The organism is Nocardia sp. NPDC051756, assembly GCF_040681495.1.
GTDB lineage: Bacteria > Actinomycetota > Actinomycetes > Mycobacteriales > Mycobacteriaceae > Nocardia.
Map to the genome: position 1 here is coordinate 192,699 of NZ_JBFAYV010000005.1, position 19,503 is coordinate 212,201.

Annotated in this window: 16 protein-coding genes; 5 read left to right on the forward strand and 11 right to left on the reverse strand. The window is 66.9% G+C overall.

The window, feature by feature from the left end:
• Positions 1–55: 55 nt before the first annotated feature.
• The 6 genes from AB0M22_RS22830 to AB0M22_RS22855 are packed head-to-tail and all read right to left on the reverse strand — an operon-like array spanning position 56 to position 7,362.
• On the reverse strand, positions 56–1,042 hold the full coding sequence (locus tag AB0M22_RS22830; RefSeq protein WP_364730231.1) for a GTP-binding protein: 987 nt from the start codon (positions 1,040–1,042) through the stop codon (positions 56–58).
• Positions 1,035–2,438 carry a UbiD family decarboxylase gene (locus tag AB0M22_RS22835; protein ID WP_364730234.1) on the reverse strand — a complete coding sequence of 468 codons (1,404 nt, stop codon included), beginning with the start codon at positions 2,436–2,438 and terminating at the stop codon, positions 1,035–1,037. Before AB0M22_RS22835 ends, AB0M22_RS22830 begins: the two co-directional genes overlap by 8 nt.
• Complete coding sequence (locus AB0M22_RS22840; protein WP_364730237.1) at positions 2,435–3,073, reverse strand: UbiX family flavin prenyltransferase; 639 nt, start codon at positions 3,071–3,073, stop codon at positions 2,435–2,437. Before AB0M22_RS22840 ends, AB0M22_RS22835 begins: the two co-directional genes overlap by 4 nt.
• A gap of 49 nt (positions 3,074–3,122) precedes the next feature.
• Entirely contained in the window at positions 3,123–4,469 is a 1,347-nt protein-coding gene (locus AB0M22_RS22845) for a nucleobase:cation symporter-2 family protein (RefSeq protein ID WP_364730239.1), read from the reverse strand.
• Positions 4,466–5,950 carry a nucleobase:cation symporter-2 family protein gene (locus AB0M22_RS22850; RefSeq protein WP_364730242.1) on the reverse strand — a complete coding sequence of 495 codons (1,485 nt, stop codon included), beginning with the start codon at positions 5,948–5,950 and terminating at the stop codon, positions 4,466–4,468. Before AB0M22_RS22850 ends, AB0M22_RS22845 begins: the two co-directional genes overlap by 4 nt.
• Positions 5,947–7,362: an amidohydrolase gene (locus AB0M22_RS22855; RefSeq protein WP_364730245.1), complete on the reverse strand. Its 1,416-nt coding sequence runs from the start codon at positions 7,360–7,362 to the stop codon at positions 5,947–5,949. The genes AB0M22_RS22850 and AB0M22_RS22855 overlap by 4 nt, the downstream gene beginning before the upstream one ends.
• Positions 7,363–7,795: 433 nt before the next feature.
• Here AB0M22_RS22855 and AB0M22_RS22860 point away from each other — a divergent pair, with 433 nt between their 5' ends.
• Positions 7,796–8,791, forward strand: coding sequence for an amidohydrolase family protein (locus AB0M22_RS22860; protein WP_150401778.1), 996 nt, complete (start codon positions 7,796–7,798; stop codon positions 8,789–8,791).
• A 3-nt stretch (positions 8,792–8,794) separates the two neighbouring features.
• Here the strand turns inward: AB0M22_RS22860 and AB0M22_RS22865 are convergent, their stop codons facing one another.
• Positions 8,795–9,589, reverse strand: a complete 795-nt coding sequence (locus AB0M22_RS22865; protein WP_364730248.1) for a GntR family transcriptional regulator — start codon at positions 9,587–9,589, stop codon at positions 8,795–8,797.
• A 116-nt stretch (positions 9,590–9,705) separates the two neighbouring features.
• Between AB0M22_RS22865 and pucD the strand changes: the two genes are divergently transcribed.
• On the forward strand, positions 9,706–12,078 hold the full coding sequence (gene pucD / locus AB0M22_RS22870; RefSeq protein WP_364730251.1) for a xanthine dehydrogenase subunit D: 2,373 nt from the start codon (positions 9,706–9,708) through the stop codon (positions 12,076–12,078).
• 21 nt (positions 12,079–12,099) lie between these two features.
• Here the strand turns inward: pucD and AB0M22_RS22875 are convergent, their stop codons facing one another.
• Positions 12,100–13,599 carry a PucR family transcriptional regulator ligand-binding domain-containing protein gene (locus AB0M22_RS22875; protein ID WP_364730254.1) on the reverse strand — a complete coding sequence of 500 codons (1,500 nt, stop codon included), beginning with the start codon at positions 13,597–13,599 and terminating at the stop codon, positions 12,100–12,102.
• A 154-nt stretch (positions 13,600–13,753) separates the two neighbouring features.
• Between AB0M22_RS22875 and AB0M22_RS22880 the strand changes: the two genes are divergently transcribed.
• A complete protein-coding gene (locus AB0M22_RS22880) occupies positions 13,754–14,371 on the forward strand; it encodes a class I SAM-dependent methyltransferase (RefSeq protein ID WP_364730257.1) in 618 nt (205 codons plus the stop codon).
• A 9-nt stretch (positions 14,372–14,380) separates the two neighbouring features.
• Here the strand turns inward: AB0M22_RS22880 and AB0M22_RS22885 are convergent, their stop codons facing one another.
• A complete protein-coding gene (locus tag AB0M22_RS22885) occupies positions 14,381–15,982 on the reverse strand; it encodes a threonine/serine exporter family protein (RefSeq protein ID WP_364730259.1) in 1,602 nt (533 codons plus the stop codon).
• 214 nt (positions 15,983–16,196) lie between these two features.
• Here AB0M22_RS22885 and AB0M22_RS22890 point away from each other — a divergent pair, with 214 nt between their 5' ends.
• Positions 16,197–17,159, forward strand: coding sequence for a hypothetical protein (locus AB0M22_RS22890; protein WP_364730262.1), 963 nt, complete (start codon positions 16,197–16,199; stop codon positions 17,157–17,159).
• 55 nt (positions 17,160–17,214) lie between these two features.
• On the opposite strand, the gene AB0M22_RS22895 is transcribed toward AB0M22_RS22890, so the two are convergent.
• On the reverse strand, positions 17,215–17,958 hold the full coding sequence (locus AB0M22_RS22895; RefSeq protein WP_364730264.1) for an arylmalonate decarboxylase: 744 nt from the start codon (positions 17,956–17,958) through the stop codon (positions 17,215–17,217).
• Positions 17,955–18,524 carry a TetR-like C-terminal domain-containing protein gene (locus AB0M22_RS22900; protein ID WP_364730267.1) on the reverse strand — a complete coding sequence of 190 codons (570 nt, stop codon included), beginning with the start codon at positions 18,522–18,524 and terminating at the stop codon, positions 17,955–17,957. The genes AB0M22_RS22895 and AB0M22_RS22900 overlap by 4 nt, the downstream gene beginning before the upstream one ends.
• 81 nt (positions 18,525–18,605) lie before the next feature.
• Between AB0M22_RS22900 and AB0M22_RS22905 the strand changes: the two genes are divergently transcribed.
• Positions 18,606–19,499, forward strand: coding sequence for a DUF4437 domain-containing protein (locus AB0M22_RS22905; RefSeq protein ID WP_364730269.1), 894 nt, complete (start codon positions 18,606–18,608; stop codon positions 19,497–19,499).
• The last annotated feature ends 4 nt before the right edge of the window (positions 19,500–19,503 follow it).

The following is a 19,503-nucleotide window of genomic DNA, read 5'->3' on the forward strand; positions in this document are numbered from 1 at the left end:
GCACAGAACGGGCCAGCACCGAAAGCGCTGGCACGTCCGGTGAGTGGACGAAGAATTACGACGCGAGGCAGGACCGCAGGCCGCGGGTGAGTTCGGCGCGGTCGAGGTCACGGCCGATGAAAACGACCTTGCCGGTGTGGTTTTCGCCCTGCCACGGCGCCGACGGCCGAATCTCGAAGGAGGCGTGAATGCCTTGCAGGACGAAGCGGCGGTTATCGTCCTCGACCGCGAACAGTCCTTTGAGCCGGTACACGTCATCACCCCGTTCGGCCAGATGGGTGGCGAGCCACGACTCCAGCGCGCGATGATCGACCCGGCCGTCCAGTTCGATGCCGACCGAGGTCAAGTCGGGGTCGTGCTGATGGGTGTCCTCGTCGAGCCAGTGCGGATCGCCGGCCAGGGTGCGGGCCATGTCGAACGCGCCGATACCGAGCACATCGGCGAGGTCGACCGCGGCGTACTCGGAGGTGATGATGTCCGCGGTCGCATTGATCGCCCGCACCGAATCCCGCACTGCCCGAACGGCTTCGGCATCGACCAAATCGATCTTGTTGATCACCACCCGGTCCGCGAACGCGATCTGGTCGAACACCTGGGAGCCGACACCGTGGTGATCGACCTCCGCGAGGTGCGTGCGCACGTGCTTGGCGTCCACCAGCGTGACGATGGCGTCGAGCGCGAAGTGCCGCGCGATCTCCTCGTCCACGAAGAAGGTCTGTGCGACCGGGTTCGGATCGGCGAGCCCACTGGTCTCGACGAGTATGCGATCGAAGCGATCACTGCGCGCCAGCAGCGAGTGCAGGATATCGATCAGGTCGGTGCGGGCCGTGCAGCACAGGCAGCAGCCGTTGCTCATCTCGATGATCTTCTCGTCCGCGTTCAACACGAGATCGTGGTCGATGGGGATCTCGCCGAATTCGTTCTCGATGACCGCGATTCGATGGCCGTGGTTGGCCGTCAGAATGTGATTGACCAGGGTGGTCTTTCCCGAACCGAGAAATCCGGTCAGGACGGTCACCGGGATTTTGGCGTGGTCAGGCATGAATTCCTCCGGTTGGTGTGCTCAGCTCGAGGATCTTTCGCGCATGGGCCAGCGCGTCCTCCGAGATTTCGATCCGCCGGCCCTCGAAGTCCGGCCCCCGCGTCGCGTCGAGTCCCATCCGGGATGTGGTCCCGTCGCTGGTCGAGGACGGATCCAAGGGTGATCCGGGCAGTCCGTCGGCGGTCAGGATGTCGCGATGCGGCTGAAAGTGGGTGGCGAGCGCCCACAGCACCGCCGCGTCGTCGGTGATATCGATGTCGCTGTCGACGGCGACGACCGTTTTGACGTACGGGTCCCAGCCGAGCAGTCCCAGCATCACCTGCCGCGCCTGCCCCGGCCTGCGTTGCCGCAGCGCCACATAGCAGTGGAAGTGGGTTCCCGACGTCGGATAGTGCACGGCGGTCACGTCCGGGAATCGTGAGATGAGCTTCTCCGCCATCTCCGACTCACGCGGAATTCTGGCCAGGTTGAGGTGCTCGGCGGTGTTGCCGCCTTCGACGTCGAACAGGATCGGGTTCCGCCGGCGCATGATCGAGGTGACCCGAATCAGGTTGTTGGTGGACCGATTCGAGGAGTAACCGGAGAATTCACCGAACGGGCCCTCCGCTGCGTGCGCGCCGGGGTCGATCGTGCCCTCCAGCACGAAATCGGACCAGGCCGGCACCGCGATGCCGTGCTCCGGAGTCGGTACGACCTCGAGTGGTTCACCCAGCAGGCCACCGGCGATCGAGCGTTCGTCGACCTCGTAGCCGACCCGCGCGGACGCGGCGAGCATGAACAACGGATGGCCGCCGATCACCATGGCGACCGGCATCGGCTCCCCCCGGTCCGCGTAGCGCGCCAGGATCCGCCACAGGTCTCCCCGTGAATGCAGACTGGTCGCTAATTCGTTGGGCGAGTGGACCATCGAGCGGTGATAGCTCAGGTTTCCGGTACCGGTATCGGGATCCGCCGCGACGATGATGCCGCTGGTGATGTAGGGCGCCCGGTCCGAGGCGAAGTGCCGCAGCATCGGCACCGTCGCCAGGTCGACGTCCGCGCCGGTGTGCACGACCTCGAGGATCGGCCCCGAATCGACGCGCCGCGGGGCCAGCGGCCGGGCCGCCCGCGCCGCGAACGCCTGGTGCAGACTCTCCGGTCCCACCTCGAGCAGGCGCGCGATCCGGCGGCGCGAGGCGAACACGTTGCTCACCACGGGGACCGAGACGCCATTCACCTTGCGGCACACCAGCATTTCGTCCCGGCCCCGGGCGGCGAGGGCATAGATCAAGCCGGTGACGCCCTGGTCCGCCGAGATCGCGTCGTCGACGGTCAGTACGTCGTCGGGATGTGCCGCGAGGTATTGCTCGAGAAAAGCGTGCGGGTCCTGTCGTGGGGACAGTTCGGAATACGTCATCGGACGGCCCCTCCGGTCAACTGGGCGGCGGATCCCGCTCCGCGCCAACGGCGATACAGGTCGTGCTCGAGGCCGAATTGGTCGAGGATTTTGCCGCTCACGTGCGCGAGCAGGTCCTCGATGGACGCGGGCCGCGGATAGAACGCGGGCACCGGCGGCAGCACGATCGCCCCCGCTTCGGTCACCGCCGTCATGTTGCGCAGGTGCACGAGGCTCAACGGTGTCTCGCGGGTGACCAGCACCAGGCGGCGGCGCTCCTTGAGACAGACATCGGCGGCTCGGGTGAGCAGATCATCGGAGTAGCCGTGCGCGATACCGGCCAGCGTCTTCATCGAGCAGGGCACCACGACCATGCCCATGGTGAGGAAGGATCCGGAAGCGATGGTCGCCGCGATATCCCCGCGTTGGTGGTAGACGTCCGCGAGCCCGGCCAGGTCGTCGGCGCGCAGGTCGGCCTCGAGATCGAGGGTGCGATGCGCCGCGCGGGAAACCACCAGGTGGGTCTCCACGGTGTTCAACCGGGCGAGGGCCGTGAGCAGATGGACGGCGAGGTGCGGTGCGCTGGCGCCGGTGACTCCGATGATCAGTCGAGGCCGGCCGGGCGGGCCTGCGCCGTCTAGGTATTCGTCGGTCATGACGGTCTCTCTGTGGGCGGGCTGGCGGTGAAATGGCGTGTGCGGGGGCCTAATCGGCCGGAATACGCGCGGTGTTCCGATCGCGGCGACGGGCGTGGAAGACGAGATTGAGCACGACCGCCAGCACTGTGCCGGTGGCGACGCCACTCTTGAAGAACACCTCGGCCATGGTGGGCAGTTGCTGATAGAAGCGCGGCGCGTACGCGGGAATCACCCCGATGCCCAGCGACAGCATGACGAGCATCAAGTTGCTGGACCGATCGAAATCCACCCGCGACAGGATCCGGATGCCGGAGACGGTCAACGCTGCGAAAGTGACCACCGCGGCCGCCCCGATCACCGGCTCCGGGATCGCGGCCGCCACCCGCCCGACGGGCTGAATAATGCCCAGCACCAGCAGCAGCACACCGACGAGCGCCACCGGATACCGGCTCCGCACCCGGGTCAGCGCGATGAGGCCGATGTTCTGACCGAAGGTGGTGTAGACGAAGCCGTTGAACACACCGCTCAATGCCGTCATCAGGCCGTCGACGCGGAGCAGCCGGGCGATGTCGTCCGGCCCGACCGGCTTGCCCACCACCTCGCCGACGGCCAGTCCCTGCCCCGCGCCTTCGACCATCAGCACGAACACGATGACGAGAAAGAGCAGGATCGACGGAAGGTGGAATTGCAAGGCGCCGAAGTGCATCGGGCTCATCATTCCCACGATCGGCCCGGCGCCGGTGTGGGCGAGGCTGCCCACACCGGTCGACCATCCGACGATCGCCCCGGCGACCAGTGCCAAGAGAATGGACAGCTGCCCGGCGATGCCACGGAACAGTCGCCGGAACACCACCATCGAAGCCATGGTGAAACCCGCGAGCGCGAGATGGCTCAGCCGGCCGTAATCGGGATCGCTCGGATCGGACCCCGCGATGAGGCGTACGCCGACCGGGATGAGCGTCAGGCCGATGAGTGTGATGACCGTGCCGGTCACCACCGCGGGAAACAGTCTCAGCAGCTTGCTGAAGTAGGGGGCGACCAGCACCCAGATCACGCCGGCGACCAGCAGTGAGCCGTAGACGGTCGGGAGTCCCTGGTTCTGGCCGATCAGCACCATCGGGACGATGCCGCTGGATGCCGCACCGACCACCAGCGGCATCCGGATGCCGAATTTCCACAGCCCCAGCGCTTGCAGCAAGGTGCCGACTCCGGCGAGCACGAGGTCGGTGCTGACCAGGTTGGCGATCTCCGCGGCGGACAGGCCAAGGGCCGTGCCGACCACGATCGGGACCACGATGACGCCCGCGTACATGACCAGCGCGTGTTGCAGCGCCAAGAGCATCATCGACGTAAAGGGCAGCCGCTCGTCGACCGGGGACGCTTCGGCCGGTTCGGGCGATTGTTCCGCTGTCATGACGCGTCCCGACCGGTGGGCTGGGCATCGGGCGCGGGTTCGCTTGCGGTCGAACCGTTCTCGGCGGTGCCGACCGTGTGGCCGGCCTCGGTGGGGTCCGGGTCCGTTCGGCTGGACTCGGACTGGCCGGGCTGTGCGTCGTCGAGCTCCGGATGGTCGAGCTGGTCCCGCGGGATCCCGTTGAGCAGCAGATTCAGCAGGAACGCGGCGATGCCGCCGGCGGCGATGCCGCTGGTGAGCACGGTCTGTAGCGGGCCGGGCAACTGCGCGTAGAAGTCCGGATTTCCGACCGGCATGAGTCCGAATCCGAAAGGGATGGCGACAATCAGATGGTTTCGCGGTTGGGTGAAGTCCGCCGCCATCATGAACTTGATGCCGATCGCGCCGACGGTGCCGAACATGACCATCCCGATCCCGCCGAGTACCGGCCCCGGCAGGGAGGCCACTACCGCGCCGAGCTTGGGCATCAGGCCGATGATCACCAGGATCGCCCCTGCGGTCGCCACGACATAACGGCTCATGACCCGGGTGATGCTGACCAGTCCGACGTTCCCGCCGAACGTCACGAAGGTGAAGCTGCTGAATACACCCGCAATCGCCGTACCCACACCGTCCGCGCGCAGTGCGCGAGCGATATCGGGTGGGCCGACCGCGCGCCCCACCACCACGCCGGTGGCCAGCGTGTCGCCCGTCGACTCCACCATGTTGACCACCTGCACGACGAGCATCGGCAGAATCGCGGCGAGGACGAAGGTCGGCGTACCGAACGAAAATGGTTGCACCACACCGAATATGGGCACCTCGGCAGTCGCGGAAAAGTCGGTCAGCCCGAGTGGCCAGGCCACCGCGGTCCCGACGATCAGCGCGATGAGAATGGCGAAGCGGCCGACGGTGGGACGAGCGACCCGCTCGAGCAGCACCACCAGCACGATGGTGCCCAGGGCGAGCAGCAATCGTTTGGCTCCGCCGTGGTCGGCCGCCGTCGCGGATCCGGCGATCAGGGTCGCCGTCTTCGGCACCAGGGAGAAGCCGATGATCGCGATGGTCGTGCCGGTCACGATGGGCGGGAAGAACCGGGTCAGCTTGGCGAACCAGGGTGCGATCACCCAGGTGAGCAGGCCGACCACGATGGTCGCGCCGAAGACCGCGGGCAGGCCTGCGCTCGTGCCCACGATAATGGCCGGCGCGATGCCGGTGAAGGTGGAGCCCATGACGATGGGCAGCTTGACGCCGACATTGAACAGGCCGAGGGTCTGTAGCAAGGTGGCCAGGCCGCTGACGAAGACGTTCGCGGTGACCAGCGTGGTGATCTGGGCCGGCGACAAGCCGATGCCCAATCCGATGACCAGCGGTAGCGTGACCATGCCGGAATAGGCGACGATCACGTGCTGCACAGCGAGCGGGATCAGGTGGCGTAGTGGCGGGACCGTATCGACGGGGTCTCTCGACCCTGCGGTCGAACCACGGGCGGGGAATTTCATGACTGCTCCTGGCCCCACGGCAGGCGCAGTGCCGTCATGCCCGCGCGGGTGACCAGTCGTTCGGCGCGGTACTGCGCCTGTGCCATCGCCGCTTCTTCGTCGACCAGCAGGCACCGGCCCTTGTCGTAGACGACTCGCCCGCCGACGATCGTGGTCTCGACGTCCGAGCCACGCGCCGAGTAGACCAGCGAGCTCACCGCGCGATGCAGCGGGCGCAGATGCGGCCGGTCCAGGCCGACGACGATGATGTCGGCGAGCCGGCCCGGTTCGAGCACGCCTGCGTCGATACCGGCGTACTGCGCGCCCTCGCGGGTGGCGAGCACGAGCGCGTCTTCGGCGCGTGCGGCGGTAGGGTCCAGTGTGGCCAGCCGCTGCGCGAAGATCGACAGCTTCATCGCCTCGAACAGGTCTTGCCGGTGCCCGCAGCTGGGCCCGTCGCTGCCGAGAGCCACTGTGGCGCCGTGCTTTCGGAGTTCGCGCAGCCGGATTGTGCCCGAGGCGAGATAGGCGTTCGAGGCCGGATTGTGCGCGACCCCGGCGCCGGCCGCGCCGACCCGTTCGATTTCGTGCTCGTCGAGCCAGAGGGCATGGGCCAGGGTCGCCCGGTGGTCGAGCAGGCCCTCCTTGTCCAGCCATTGCACCGGCCGCAGCCCGTACTCCTCGACGTAACTCGTTGGGTCACCGCTGCTTTCGCAACAATGGGTATGCCATCGAGTGTCGAACTCCGCGGCGAGCTCGACGCAACCGCGCACCACCTCCTGATCCACATAGGTGAGGTTCAGGGGCGCGGGCCATACCTCGACCTTCGAGCCGCGCGGGCGATGCTGCATCGCTTCGCGAGTGATCGCGAGTTCGTCGGCGTTGCCGTACCGGAACAATCCCGACGGCTGGCCACGCCGGGCCGCGATCGCGGTGCGGTCGCCGATCACTCCCCTGGCGACCGCACCGCGCAGCCCGGCGTCCTCGATGACGTCGGCGACCGCGAGCGTGGTGGCCGAATCGCTGGGCGCGTAATGGTTGTCGATGACGGTGGTGGTGCCGGCGCGCAGCGCCTCGACCGCGCCGAGGCGGGCCGCCGCGACCGCGTCCTCGCGGGTCATCGCGATCGAGTAGGGCCACATGAACTCACACAGCCAGGGCACGATCGACATGCCCTCGCCCAGCCCGCGGGCCAGCGCCTGGGCTAGATGGCTGTGGCCGTCGACGAAGCCGGGCAGCACGGCCCGGCCGCCGCAGTCGATGACGGTGTCCGCGCGCCAGTCGGCGAGGTCGGACGCGGTGCCGACCGCGACGATCCGCGAACCGGAGACCGCGACGGCGCCGGGTAGATGGACGTTGCGGGCGTCGTCGACGGTGATCACCGTTCCGCCGGTGAGCAGAAGATCGCAGCGTTTGGGGGATGGAGGTGCCATGGCCGCCTCTGCCTTTCCCAGGCGGCCGAGCCGCCTCAAATCCGTGAGCGAAGGGAGCTGACTCCCGGCCAGGGCAGAGCCCTGGCGATCGCCGAACGGTTTAACCCAGGATCGGGAGGTCACCGGCAGTGCGACTCGGCCGCTAGGGCCGTCGCAAATACATGTAAACCTGGCAGGCCCGCTGCTGTCAACCCTCGATTTCGCCGCCGACCCGGTGCGAGGCGCAGAATGATAGCCCACCTGAGCTGGGAAAACATGAAAATCGATCGATCAAAGATTACATGCAATCTGTTGACACCCTCGCGGCCTTGTGCTGAACTCGGAGCCATCGAGTCGGCGTCGGGCCGGCTCGCCGCCGCGTCCATGAAGCGGCCCGTAGGTGCGGTATCTCGCGGCCGGGGATCTCATCCCGACCTGATCAAGGAGAGCCACGATGATCATCGATACGCACGTCCATCCGACAAATCTCGTCGACGAGGCGTGGCGTCATACCGGTGAACCATTCACCGGTGAGCGCACTCTCGCCATGATGGACGGCCCGTTGTGGATCAATGGCAAGCCGCGCCGGGTAGACGTCAGTTGCATCATGCCGCCGCCCGGAAATACGGCCTGGCGTGAGGGTAATCGCAGCGGCCGCGAGGGCATCCGGGATTACCAGGCCTATATCACGTCGCTGGTGCAGAACTATCCGGACCGTTTCGTCGGAAACTTCATCTACAACCCGCGCTTCGGACCGGAGAACGGCGCCGCCGAATTGGCGTTCCATGTGCGCGAACACGGCTACAAGATGATGAAGCTCCATGCCAACATGCACTCGTACCGCCCGGATCGGGCGCTGGATTGGCTGCGTCCCGCCCTGCGGGTCTGCGACGAACTCGGCGTCACGGTGCTCATCCACACCGGCGACGGCCCGTATTCGATTCCGACCCAGTTCTATCCGATCATCCGGGAATTCCCCGGGGTGAACTTCATACTCGGGCATTTCGGCATCCAAACCGGTGGCGTCTACTGTTTCGAGGCATTCTGGATGATCCAGGATTCGACGAACGTCATCGGCGAATCCGGCTGGTTGCTCCAATCGCGGATCGTGGAATTCGCGAAGGAGATGAAGAAGAGCAAAATGGTTTTCGGCACCGACTCACCGCCGAACGAGCCGGGGATGTGGGCGCGCGAGCTCGAGGTCCTGTGCCACGAGCCGCCACAGGGGCTGAGTTTGTCCGAGGACGACCTCGAGGGTTATCTGGGCAACAATATGGCGAAACTGCTCGGGCTGGCCCCGACGCCGCCGCCCAAGGACAAGGCCGAGGCCGAGGCGTATCTGCGCGGCGAGGTCCCACAGGCCTCGGCCACCAACTCGCACGCCGATCATTACAGCGGCTACACCCCGTCGGCCTGGGCCGAGGAAGCGGCATTGGATGCCGCGAAGTAGCCGCTAGCGCGGGGTCTCGACGGGGCGCGTACGACGGTGTGCGCGCCCTGCCGGGTCCGGGGATCCGTCGTCGCCGACGAGCAGCGAGAAGTTTCGCCGGCGCGGTGTGCCGCCGGACCGGTCGTCGCGGGTCGTCGCCTGGGACAGCCGCACTCGAAGTCGGGAAATGTGGCGCCGCGCAACGGTTTCGGCGAACTCCGGATCGCCGGCGGCCATCGCGTCGACGATCTGGATGTGCTCGTCCAGCGCGAGCCGGGGAGCGTCCTTACCGCGCCACAGGGAATGCAGTGCGAGGTGCGACCGGCCGGCGATCGGTTCCAGCGCTGCCGTCAGGTGGGCATTCGCGGCGATGTCACGCAAGGTGCGGTGAAACCGGACATCCAGCTCGATATGCGCGGCGTTATCCGCGCCGCTGCCGAGGACGCGTTCGTGTTCGGCCACGATCTCGCGCAACGTGGCCAGACCGCCCTGGTCGAGGTTCTCGGTCGCCAGCCGCGCGGACAAGCCCTCCAGCGATTCCCGCACTACATACAGTTGCCGCAGGTCAGCGATATCGACCTTGCTGACCTCGGCGCCGCGGCGCGACACATGGTCGGCCAGACCCTCATAGATCAAACGCTGTACCGCCTCGCGCACCGGAGTGCGGCTCACCTCGAGCTGGCGGGCGAGTTCGGGCACGCTGAGCGCCGTTCCCGGCGTCAGTTGATTACGGAGAATCGCGGCCTTCAGGGCCTCGTAGGTGCGATCGGTGAGAAGTTCGCCGGAAGCGTTGCTCTCCAGCGCTGGCGACTCGGACATGGCGGCACACCTCCCTTTCCGGCAAGTGCCCGCAATATTACATGCAACTTCCACGGCCTCCGTCGAGGTCGTTCTCCAGGCGTCTCGAAGCGCCCGTCCATCCAAGGAGTCAGCTCATGAGCAGCGCAACCGGCACAGGTCGAACCCCATCACCAGGCGCGGCGGTCCCGAAGACAGCCATGGTGCGTGCCGCCCGAACGCACGAGGGAAAGGGCGTCGGCAGCAGCGCGTTGCGGCCGGACGGCGCGCTCAAGGTGACCGGCGAATTCGCGTATTCGTCGGATCTGTGGATCGACGGCATGGTCTGGGCCACCACCGTGCGCAGTCCGCACGCGGCGGCGCGCATCCGATCGATCGATATAAGCAAGGCGTTGGCGGTCGACGGCGTGCACGCGGTCCTGACCCACGAGGATGTCCCCGGCGCGAAGACCTACGGGATGAAGGTCGCCGACCAGCCCGTGCTCGCCATCGACCAGGTCCGGTACCAGGGCGAACCGGTGGCGCTGGTGGCCGCGGACCACCCCGAAACCGCCCGGCGCGCCGCCGAATTGGTGACCGTTGACTACGACCTCATGGCACCGGTCACCGATGCCGAGCGGGCCCTCGATCCGGCGACCCGGTCCATTCACGAGGGGTCGAATCTGGTGCGGCACGTCAAGATTCGCCACGGCGATATGGACGAGGCACGCGCGCGAGCAGAGGTCGTGGTCGTCGGCGACTACGAGGTGGGCATGCAGGATCAAGCCTTCCTCGGTCCCGAATCGGGTCTCGCCGTTCCGGCCGCCGATGGCGGAGTGGATCTGTACGTCTCCTCGCAATGGCTGCACAAGGATCTCGAACAGCTCGCCCCCTGTCTCGCACTACCGCCGGACAAGGTCCGGCTGACCATGGCGGGGGTGGGCGGCGCCTTCGGTGGCCGCGAGGATCTGTCGGTGCACGTCCATGCCTGCATGCTGGCGCTGCACCTCGGCAAGCCGGTGAAGATGGCGTACAACCGCTACGAATCGTTCTTCGGCCACGTTCATCGACATCCCGCGAAGATGCGCTACGAGCACGGCGCTACCCGGGACGGCCGGCTCGTCTACGTCAAGGCACGGCTGGTGCTCGATGGTGGGGCCTACACCTCGACCTCCCCGGTCGTGATCGCGAACGCCTCCTACTTCGTGGCGGGGGCGTACGCGGTCGAGCACGCGGAGATCGATGGGCTGGCCGTCTACAGCAACAATCCGCCGTGTGGGGCGATGCGCGGTTTCGGCGCGGTGCAGTCGGCCTACGGTTGCGAATCCAATATGGACAAGCTCGCCCGCGAACTCGGGATGGATCCGCTCGAACTGCGGCTGAAGAACGCGATGACCACCGGGACCGTATTACCGACCGGCCAAGCGGTCGACGGGCCTGCCCCGGTCCGGGAACTGCTCGAGGCGCTGCGCGCCAGACCGCTGCCGGCGGCGCAGACGAGCGACGACCTGCGCATGCTGCCGGGCGGGGTCGGCAACAGCACCCACGGCGAAGGCCTGCGGCGGGGAATCGGCTACGCGGTGGGCGTCAAGGCGATCGGCTACTCGGGCGGCGTCGACGACATCTCCACGGCCCGGGTGCTGCTTTCCGTCACGGCCGGCGAACCGGTGGTGTCGATCCATACCGCCGCGGCCGAATGCGGACAAGGCATCACGACCGTGCAGTCGCAGATCGCGACCACCGAGCTCGGCGTCACCCGAGTGGTGGTGCTGCCTGCCGACACCCAGATCGGCGACGCCGGTTCCGCGTCCGCGTCCCGGATGACCTGGATGTCGAGTGGCGCCGTGCAGGGCGCGTGCCGGCAACTCGCGTCGGAGCTCGTGCGCCGGGCCGCGGAAGCAACCGGCCGAAGCGCCACCACGCTCGTCCTTCGGGACAACGCGATCGTCGACGTGCTGACCGATGAATCGGTGGTCCCGATCGCCGATATGGTCGGAACGGACACCTTGGAACGGGTCTACGAGTATCACCACCGGCCGACCCAGGGCATCGACCCGGAGCGCGGCCAGGGCAACGCGCACATCGCGTTCGCGTTCTGCGCGCACCGCGCCGTGGTCGACGTCGATGTCGACCTCGGCCTGGTGCGGGTCGTCGAACTCGCCGTGGCCCAGGATGTGGGTAAGGCGATGAATCCGATGGCCGTCGAAGGTCAGATCGAGGGCGGCAGCGCGCAGGGCCTCGGCTTGGCACTGATGGAAGAGATCCTCGTGGATCACGAAGGGAAGGTACGCAACCCGTCGTTCACCGACTACCTGATCCCGACCATTCTCGATGTGCCGCCGATGCCGATCACCCTGTTCGAGTTCGCGCACCCGGATTCGCCCTATGGACTCAACGGAGTGGGCGAACCACCCACGCTGTCCGCCACGCCCGCCATCCTGAACGCGTTGCGCAACGCCACGGGACTGGAACTGCCGCGGATTCCCGTGCGTCCGAGCGACATCGCGTTGGATCCGATGAGGGCGTCGTGACCGGCGGCCGGCTCGGACCGGCTACCGAAGCGCGAGCGCCAGAAAGAAATTCGCTCGGTCTTCGAGGCGGGACAAGTCGCGACCGGTCAGGTCTTCGATGCGCTGGATGCGGCTGCGCAGCGTGTTGACGTGGATGTGCAGCAGCTCAGCGCATCTGGTCCAGGCGCCGGAGACCTCGATGAACTTTTCGAGGGTGTGGACGAGGTCGGCCCGGTGCAGCCGGTCGTAGGTGCGCAGCGGGTGCAGCAGACGGGTCTGGAATATCAGGCGTACGTCTTCGGGGACTCCGGCCAGCAGCAGCGTCCGGGCAGTCAGCTCGTCGTACCCGACGACGCTGTCCCGCCCGCCGCCGCCGGCCGCCAGCCGGCACGCCGCGCGGGCCTGTTCGACCGCTACGCGCAGCCCGGCGCGGTCGGCGACACCACTGACGCCGACCGCGAGCCGACTACCGTGCAGGCCGGGCGCCAACACCGCGACAATCCGGGTGATGTCCTCGACGGCATCCGGGTGAGCCGGCAGCACTGCGATCGCGTGGCCGCCCACCACCGCGACCGCCGGCCCGCCGCCGTGCAGGATCTCGCGTAGCAGCGCGCGTAATTCGTTCGGGCGCAACATATCCGCGTCCATCATCGCCGCCACCGCGATATACGCCGCGGCCGGCGCGAGGCCGGTCAGCTCCAGCCGCACCAGGATGTCCGGGAGTTCGGCCCCGGCCACGATCTGCTCGACGAGCTCCTGCGCGAGCCGCACCTCGGCGCGCTGCTCATCGTCGGCACGGGCATGTTCCAGCGCAACGACAGCGGCCAGATCGGTGACCATCGCGCGCCGCTCCGCGGGCCATTCGGTGTAGTCGGCCGCGAAGACCAGCAGCCAGTCCCCCGCCCGGGCGACGCGGCGCTCATCGACCGCGAAGACACTGCACGGCAGCTCGGCATCGCGCAGCACCACGGGCAGGTTCTCCGCCGCGAGAAAGGCGCTGACCGCGATGGGAGGCGGCGGTGTCGAGCCGGCCACCAGACGACCGGTCGACGACATCACCCAGCAGCGCAGACCGAAGTCGCGTTCGATCAACGTCAGCACCGAGTCGAGCCCGTCGCCGGCCGCCAACTCACGGTTGCGCCGCAACGCCGCACGCAGATCCGTGGCGCGACCGGTGGCGAACATGCGGTTGATGTATTCGGTCACGATCGCGAAGCCGACGGTGACCGGCAGCCGGAACAGCGGTATCCGGTGGCGCCGGCAAGCGTCGACGACGTCCTGCGGCACGCCGCCGTACCGGGCTTGGCCCGCGACCAGGCCAGCCACTCCCGCGTCGGCCAGCGCCGAGACGAACGACTCGCTGTCGGCAGGATGCTGCCGCCAATGCAACCCGGTGAGCACCAGCTCACCTCCGGACAAGTAACGCCGGGGATCGAGCAGATCCGTCGTGACCACCCAGCGCACGAAGCGGTCCTGATCTTCCTCGCCGACAAGGAGTTCCAAGCCCAGGTCAGCCAGGGTGAGCAGGGATCGCAATCGCACAGTAGCCAACTTACCGGCGGCGATTCAGAACTGTCCCAGATATTTTGGCGCGAACATCCACGACGACCGGGCGGTGGTGCGGGGCGTGCGCTACCGATCAGCACGACGGTGGCACAGTGAACCGCGCACGGGCCCGAGCGAGGAGGAACTGACCATGAGCGGACGTATCCCCAGTCAGTGGGAGCAGCTGACCGCTGCCAACCCTGCGCACTCGACGTCTTATGTGGAACGCTTCCGGGCTCTGGCGGCCGATGGCACGGACATCTTCGGGGAGGCGCGGCTGGTCGACGCGATGCTCGAGCGCGGCAGCCGGGTGCTGGACGCGGGGTGCGGCCCGGGACGCGTGGGCGGCTACCTGCACCGCGTCGGCCACGTCGTGGTCGGCGTCGACGTCGATCCGGTGTTGATCGCCGCGGCGGAGCAGGACTATCCGGGGCCGACCTGGATAGTCGGTGATCTCGCCGAGCTGGACTTGCCGAGCCGCGGTATCGCCGCCGACTTCGATGTCGTCGTGTGCGCGGGCAACGTCATGACCTTCGTGGCGCCATCCACCCGGCAGGCGGTGCTGGCCGGATTCGCCCGCCATCTCGCGCCGTCCGGCCGGGTAGTCGTCGGGTTCGGCGCCGATCGTGGTTACGAATTCCCGCAGTTCCTGACCGACGCCGAGGCCGCCGGACTCACGGTGGATTCGCGGCTCTCGACGTGGGATCTACGCCCGTTCACCGACGAGTCCGACTTCTTGGTGGCGGTGTTCTCGCGCGCGGGTGCATGACGAGCCTGGTTACGAATCCAGTCGCCCGCCGGCCTCCGGGACAGTCGCTCGCGGCTCGGTATCGAGGCTCGCCGACCGGATCCGGGTTCGGGTGCTGACCATACGACGTGCCCCGCCCGTGGCCACGATGTTGCCCAAGACCAGGCCCGCGCCTATGGCCAAGGTGGTGAGTACCGAAAAGGCGAACGCCACTCCTGATCCTGGCGAATGCCCGATGAACTGCAGTAATGAGTGGGCAACCGTCAGCGATGGGAGCAGGGCGCCGCAGAATGCGGGAACAACTATCGATGCCGGGGAAATGCGGAGCCGGGCGGCCGTCCATGTGCTGAGCGCGCCGAGTATCGCCGCACCGAGCATCAACGACATTTGCAGGCCGATATGCGCACGGGCACACAACTGCACAATCAACTGGGTGAATACGGCGACCGCCATAGAAATAGGCACCACCCGCGCGGTCGCCCCCTGAGCGAAGGCATTGGCCGCGGCCGCGATCGCCGAAGCAAAGAGCGCCCAGAACGGCGTCAAGCCGGTCAAATGGATCGCCGACGGATCGACTTCCAGATCGGCCCACCGGGTCGAAATCAGGCCCGCCTGAATGCCCGTGACCATCCCGAGCACCACCAGACCGATGCCGAGCCCGCGCACCAGAGCCAGGCTCCGAAATCCGGAAATCGCGTCCTGCGCCGTCGCGACGATCGACGGGTGTGGCAGCAGCAGCACCACACACGCCGCGACCATACTGGCCGCCTCCCCCGGATTGATCGGGCTGTACGCCATCGCCACACTGCCGGCCGCCGTCGCCAGCGCCATTTGCGCTACCGCGACGAAAAATGTTGGAAGATAACGTCTCCCGAGTATGCGACCGAGGTAAGTCAGCACGAACAGCAGAACGAACGCGCCGGCGGCCGACCAGTAGGTCCCGCCTGCTTGCAGCGCGACGACAATGCCCAGAACTCCCATTGCGCCCGCGACAACGCGATACGGCCATCGCGGATCCGACCGTATCTCCTCGACGAGTCGCTGGCTGGCCTGAGTCATATCGGTCCGATGGCCGACGATATCGTCGACAACGCCGTACACGTTGTTGAGCCGGTGCAGGTCGGCGCCCGTGTCCCGCACAGCCCGCAATCCGGCGATGGTCGGCTCGTCGGGCACGGCATACACCATGTGGATCGACGAGCCGGGAAAGTCGAGTTCGACCGCCGCCAGATTCCAGGTCGCCGACACCGCGACGATGGCCACCTCGACACTGCGCGCATCGGCTCCCGACGACAGCATCACCTCGCCCAGATCCAGACAGAAATCGATGACCTGGCGGGGCGAATACTCTTCTCCGGTCGCTGTCGGTGACGGCGACACTCCCGCGTAAATGCTCCCGCGCAGCAGCAGCGCGATATCGCGCCGCTGTTCGGCCGTGGTCACCCGTGGTCGACGCTGCCGGGCGGGACGCCGGGCACCCATCCTGGGCATGATCTCCAATCCGGTGCTGGACAGAATGATGAAACCAGTGATTACCGCCGCAGTGTGCTCGACCCTCGGGCCCGGGAGCTGCTCGAGCCCGCCCTCGACGGTGCTACCGCTGATGTGCACCGCCCACACCAGCATCGCCATTCATTACCCGTCCGCAATGACAAGATCGCGAATTGTGACGACACTAACTCCCCCACCGTGCGCAAGTGGGACTGGGGAGAACACCCACGCGCTGGTGAGGGAACGACGTATCCGTCTCCCCACTTGCCGACCTTGACCTGGCCGGCCGTCCGGCCGCAGATTTGTTTCCCGAGAAACGAAACACCGTTTCTCACAGTGAAACACCGGAGTTACATTGAGGATCCAACGCCTGCTGGTCGCCATCGGCCTGATCGCCGTCGCCACCGCATTCACCATTCCCACCGCCACCGCTGATTCCGCGGTCACCAAGGTGGAGAACACCGTCGAAATCCGCTGTGCATTCACCACATTGCGCCAGAGCAGCGACTGGTATTTCCCCGCGGGGACACCCAAGGCGCTGCTGTGGCTGCAACACGGCTTCGCCGGCGCCAACGACTCGATCGAGGACACCGCGAGAAAGTTCTCGGCGCAAGGCTTTCTGGTCTTCGCACCCACCCTGCCCACCGCGAACGCCCTCGGTTGCACCCTGGAGAACCTGGGCAACAACACCAACTTCCTGCACAACGTGGCCGATCTGTTCGGCAAAGCCGCCGACCCCGGTGACAAGCTCGGCCGCAGCTTCGCCGATGCGAAGAACAAGGCGAAACGCCCGGATCTCACCCTCCCGAAAGCCATGGTATTCGCCGGGCATTCGGCCGCCGGTGAAGCCGTTCCCTACGTCGCTCAGGTGCTACGTTCCGACTACTCCGCAGCGTTCGCCTCGGTGCGGGGTCTCATCCTGTTCGATCCCGTGAAGAGCTTCGTCGGCAACAACCTCGGCAGTTCGCTCAACCACCTCAGCAACACCACGCTGCCGATTCTGGCCCTCTCCTCCCCGCCCTACCTCTGCAACGGCAATGGCAGCGGCACCAAGGAGTTGATCGGGCAGATCTCCCGGCCGTTCGTCGGCGTCCGGCTCACCACCGGATCGCATGTCGATGTCGAAGCCGCGAGCGCACCCACCCCGGACAGGGTCGCCTGCGGTGCGCCTCAGGCGAAGAATGTCTCCGCACTGCAAACGCTGTCCGTCGCCTGGGCCGGTGACTTCGTCTCCGGAACGACCAGCGCCGACTACTACCCCGGCGGAACCTATTACGAAACCCAGCGTTCGGCCGGAACCCTGCAAACCCTGCCTTGATCAGCCGGAAGACGGGACGGCCAGCGGATTTTCCGGTGGCCGTTGCCGTCCGTGGTCAGTGCGCACCCAGCAGTTGTCCGGCCCCCTCGACCCGGTCGTCGAGCCCGTGCTCGCGCAGCGCGTGCCAGAGGGTGGCGGCGTTGATCGCGACCACGGGTTTTCCGAGTTCACCTTCCAGCTGATCCGCCAGTCCGACGAAAGACAGATTGGTACCGACCTGGACGATCGCTTCGACGTCGGGTCCATCGACTTCGGCGACGATCTCCCGCAACCGGTCGCCGCCGACCCTGGCGATGTCCATGGCGGTCGGGCAGCGCAGTCCGGTGATCGCGGCGACGTCGAAGCCCGCCTCGGTGAAGAACCGGCCCACCTCGACATCGGCGACCGGCTGATACGGCGAAAAGACCGCGATGCGATGGCAACCGAGTTCACGCAAGGCAGCGCGGCACGAACTCGCCCCGGTGGTCACGGGCAATCCGGTCCGGTCCCGCAGTCCCTGCTCGAAGGCCGCGTTGCCCGCGACCCCGCCCCAGAACGTCTCGGCGGACATGCCCATGACCAGCCGATCGGGTTCGGCGGTGAGCACATCGCGCACCGCGGTGTCGATCGAGGCGCGGATCTGGCCGAGCAGGGCGCGGAAGTCGTCGTCGTTGCCCATCACCGGATCCGGGATGTACATCGAGCCGGCGCGATAGGCGACCCCGGGCAGTCCGGCCCGCCAATAATCGTGTTCGACAACGGTATTCGTGCTCGGCACGATCACACCGAAGACGGCTCGAGACCCGACCGCGTTGGTCATCGGATCGAACTCACCAGCCGGGCCAGTACATCGTCGACCGCGCGGTGGGCCCGCTCCCGCCCGGCGTCTCGGCCGAGCAGCAGCGTGTCGACGAGCAGCGGCGAAACGATCGCCATGGCGGCCTCGTCGACCTCGCCTTCGTCGGTGACGCCGATCGCGCGGACCGACCTACGGATCGGGGCGAGTAGGTCCAACACATACCGTCGACGCAGCGGTACGCACTCCGGATCCGTCGACGAGGCGGTGACCAACGCGCGCAGAAAAGCGCCAACCGGCTTGTCGCGCAACCGATCACAGAGCAGATCCAGTTCGGCGCGCAGGTCGGCGACCGGGTCGCCGCTCGGTTCCGCCGCCTGATGCGGTGCGACCGAGATGAGGGCCGCGAGCACGTCGCGCGGCGTCGGCCAGTGCCGGTAGATCGTCGTCCGGGCGACGCCGGTGACCGCGTGCAGGCGCTGCGGCGTCAACGCCGAACCCCCTTCGGTCAGTACAAGTTCCAGGGCAGCGGTCAACACGATCTCCTCGGTGTCGGCGGCGGGGCCGACCGGGCGTCCGGGCTTGCTCACTCAATAAACGATACATCTTGTTTTGAATATTAATAACCAGTACATTTTGTATCGGTAATACTGCTCGCCCGAGGAGGACCCATGCGTCCACATGTCGAACTGATCGATGAACGCGATCTGATCCAGCACACCGCCGAGTTCCAGCACGCCACCGGCAGCGCCGAGCAACGCAACCTCAGCTACGACGAGGAGGACGGATCCGCCTCGCTCAAGGTTCGCTTCACCAGCGATTGGTCGCGGCCGGCAGGCGTGCAGCACGCCGAGACCGAATGGTTCGTGCTGTCCGGACAGGTCACGATCGGCGATACCGTGCTCGGCCCCGAGGGCTTCTGGATGGCGCCGAAAGGTGTGTGGACACCGCCGATTTCCGTCACCGCCGAGACCGAGATCCTGCTCTTCCGGGAAGGCGGAGACCACCGGTTCGAGCCGGCCGACGGTGACCGCGACTTCGTCCGTGCCGACCAGGAACTGGTCGTGCTCGACACCGCGGCGATGCCGTGGATCGACGTCAAGGACGGCAGCCCGATGCGCTTCGATCTCGGCGGCACTCCGGTCCCCGGGCTCTATATCAAGCTCCTGCACCGCGACCAGCAGACCGGCTTCTACACCCGTCTCATCAAAGCCAAGCCGGGTTGGCGCGAAGAACCCCTGGCCCATCACCCGTGCAGCGAGGAGGCGTACTGCCTCGACGGCGGATTCGACTACAACTTCGGCAAGATGTGGCCCGGCACGTATTTCTGGCGGCCCGCGCGTATTCGCCACGGCGACTTCACCGCCGACGCGGAACGGGGCTGCACGTGGATCGTGCGTTCCGATGCCGATCTGGTGGACTGGTATACCGACAACGCCAAGATCGAGGTGTCGGGCACGCCGACCAACTGGGGCCCGGACCTGCCGCACAGCCTCGCACCGCGCCCGGTCGAGCCGGTCCGCTCGCGCTCCATCGGGCAGTGGGCCGATCCCACCTATCAGTAGTCGT

Excerpts from the sequence above, each read along its gene's own strand:
- AB0M22_RS22830 (WP_364730231.1), bottom strand. The coding sequence starts at position 1,042 with ATGCCTGACCACGCCAAAATCCCGGTGACCGTCCTGACCGGATTTCTC.
- AB0M22_RS22835 (WP_364730234.1), bottom strand. The coding sequence starts at position 2,438 with ATGACGTATTCCGAACTGTCCCCACGACAGGACCCGCACGCTTTTCTC.
- AB0M22_RS22840 (WP_364730237.1), bottom strand. The coding sequence starts at position 3,073 with ATGACCGACGAATACCTAGACGGCGCAGGCCCGCCCGGCCGGCCTCGA.
- AB0M22_RS22845 (WP_364730239.1), bottom strand. The coding sequence starts at position 4,469 with ATGACAGCGGAACAATCGCCCGAACCGGCCGAAGCGTCCCCGGTCGAC.
- AB0M22_RS22850 (WP_364730242.1), bottom strand. The coding sequence starts at position 5,950 with ATGAAATTCCCCGCCCGTGGTTCGACCGCAGGGTCGAGAGACCCCGTC.
- AB0M22_RS22855 (WP_364730245.1), bottom strand. The coding sequence starts at position 7,362 with ATGGCACCTCCATCCCCCAAACGCTGCGATCTTCTGCTCACCGGCGGA.
- AB0M22_RS22860 (WP_150401778.1), top strand. The coding sequence starts at position 7,796 with ATGATCATCGATACGCACGTCCATCCGACAAATCTCGTCGACGAGGCG.
- AB0M22_RS22865 (WP_364730248.1), bottom strand. The coding sequence starts at position 9,589 with ATGTCCGAGTCGCCAGCGCTGGAGAGCAACGCTTCCGGCGAACTTCTC.
- pucD (WP_364730251.1), top strand. The coding sequence starts at position 9,706 with ATGAGCAGCGCAACCGGCACAGGTCGAACCCCATCACCAGGCGCGGCG.
- AB0M22_RS22880 (WP_364730257.1), top strand. The coding sequence starts at position 13,754 with ATGAGCGGACGTATCCCCAGTCAGTGGGAGCAGCTGACCGCTGCCAAC.
- AB0M22_RS22885 (WP_364730259.1), bottom strand. The coding sequence starts at position 15,982 with ATGGCGATGCTGGTGTGGGCGGTGCACATCAGCGGTAGCACCGTCGAG.
- AB0M22_RS22895 (WP_364730264.1), bottom strand. The coding sequence starts at position 17,958 with ATGACCAACGCGGTCGGGTCTCGAGCCGTCTTCGGTGTGATCGTGCCG.
- AB0M22_RS22905 (WP_364730269.1), top strand. The coding sequence starts at position 18,606 with ATGCGTCCACATGTCGAACTGATCGATGAACGCGATCTGATCCAGCAC.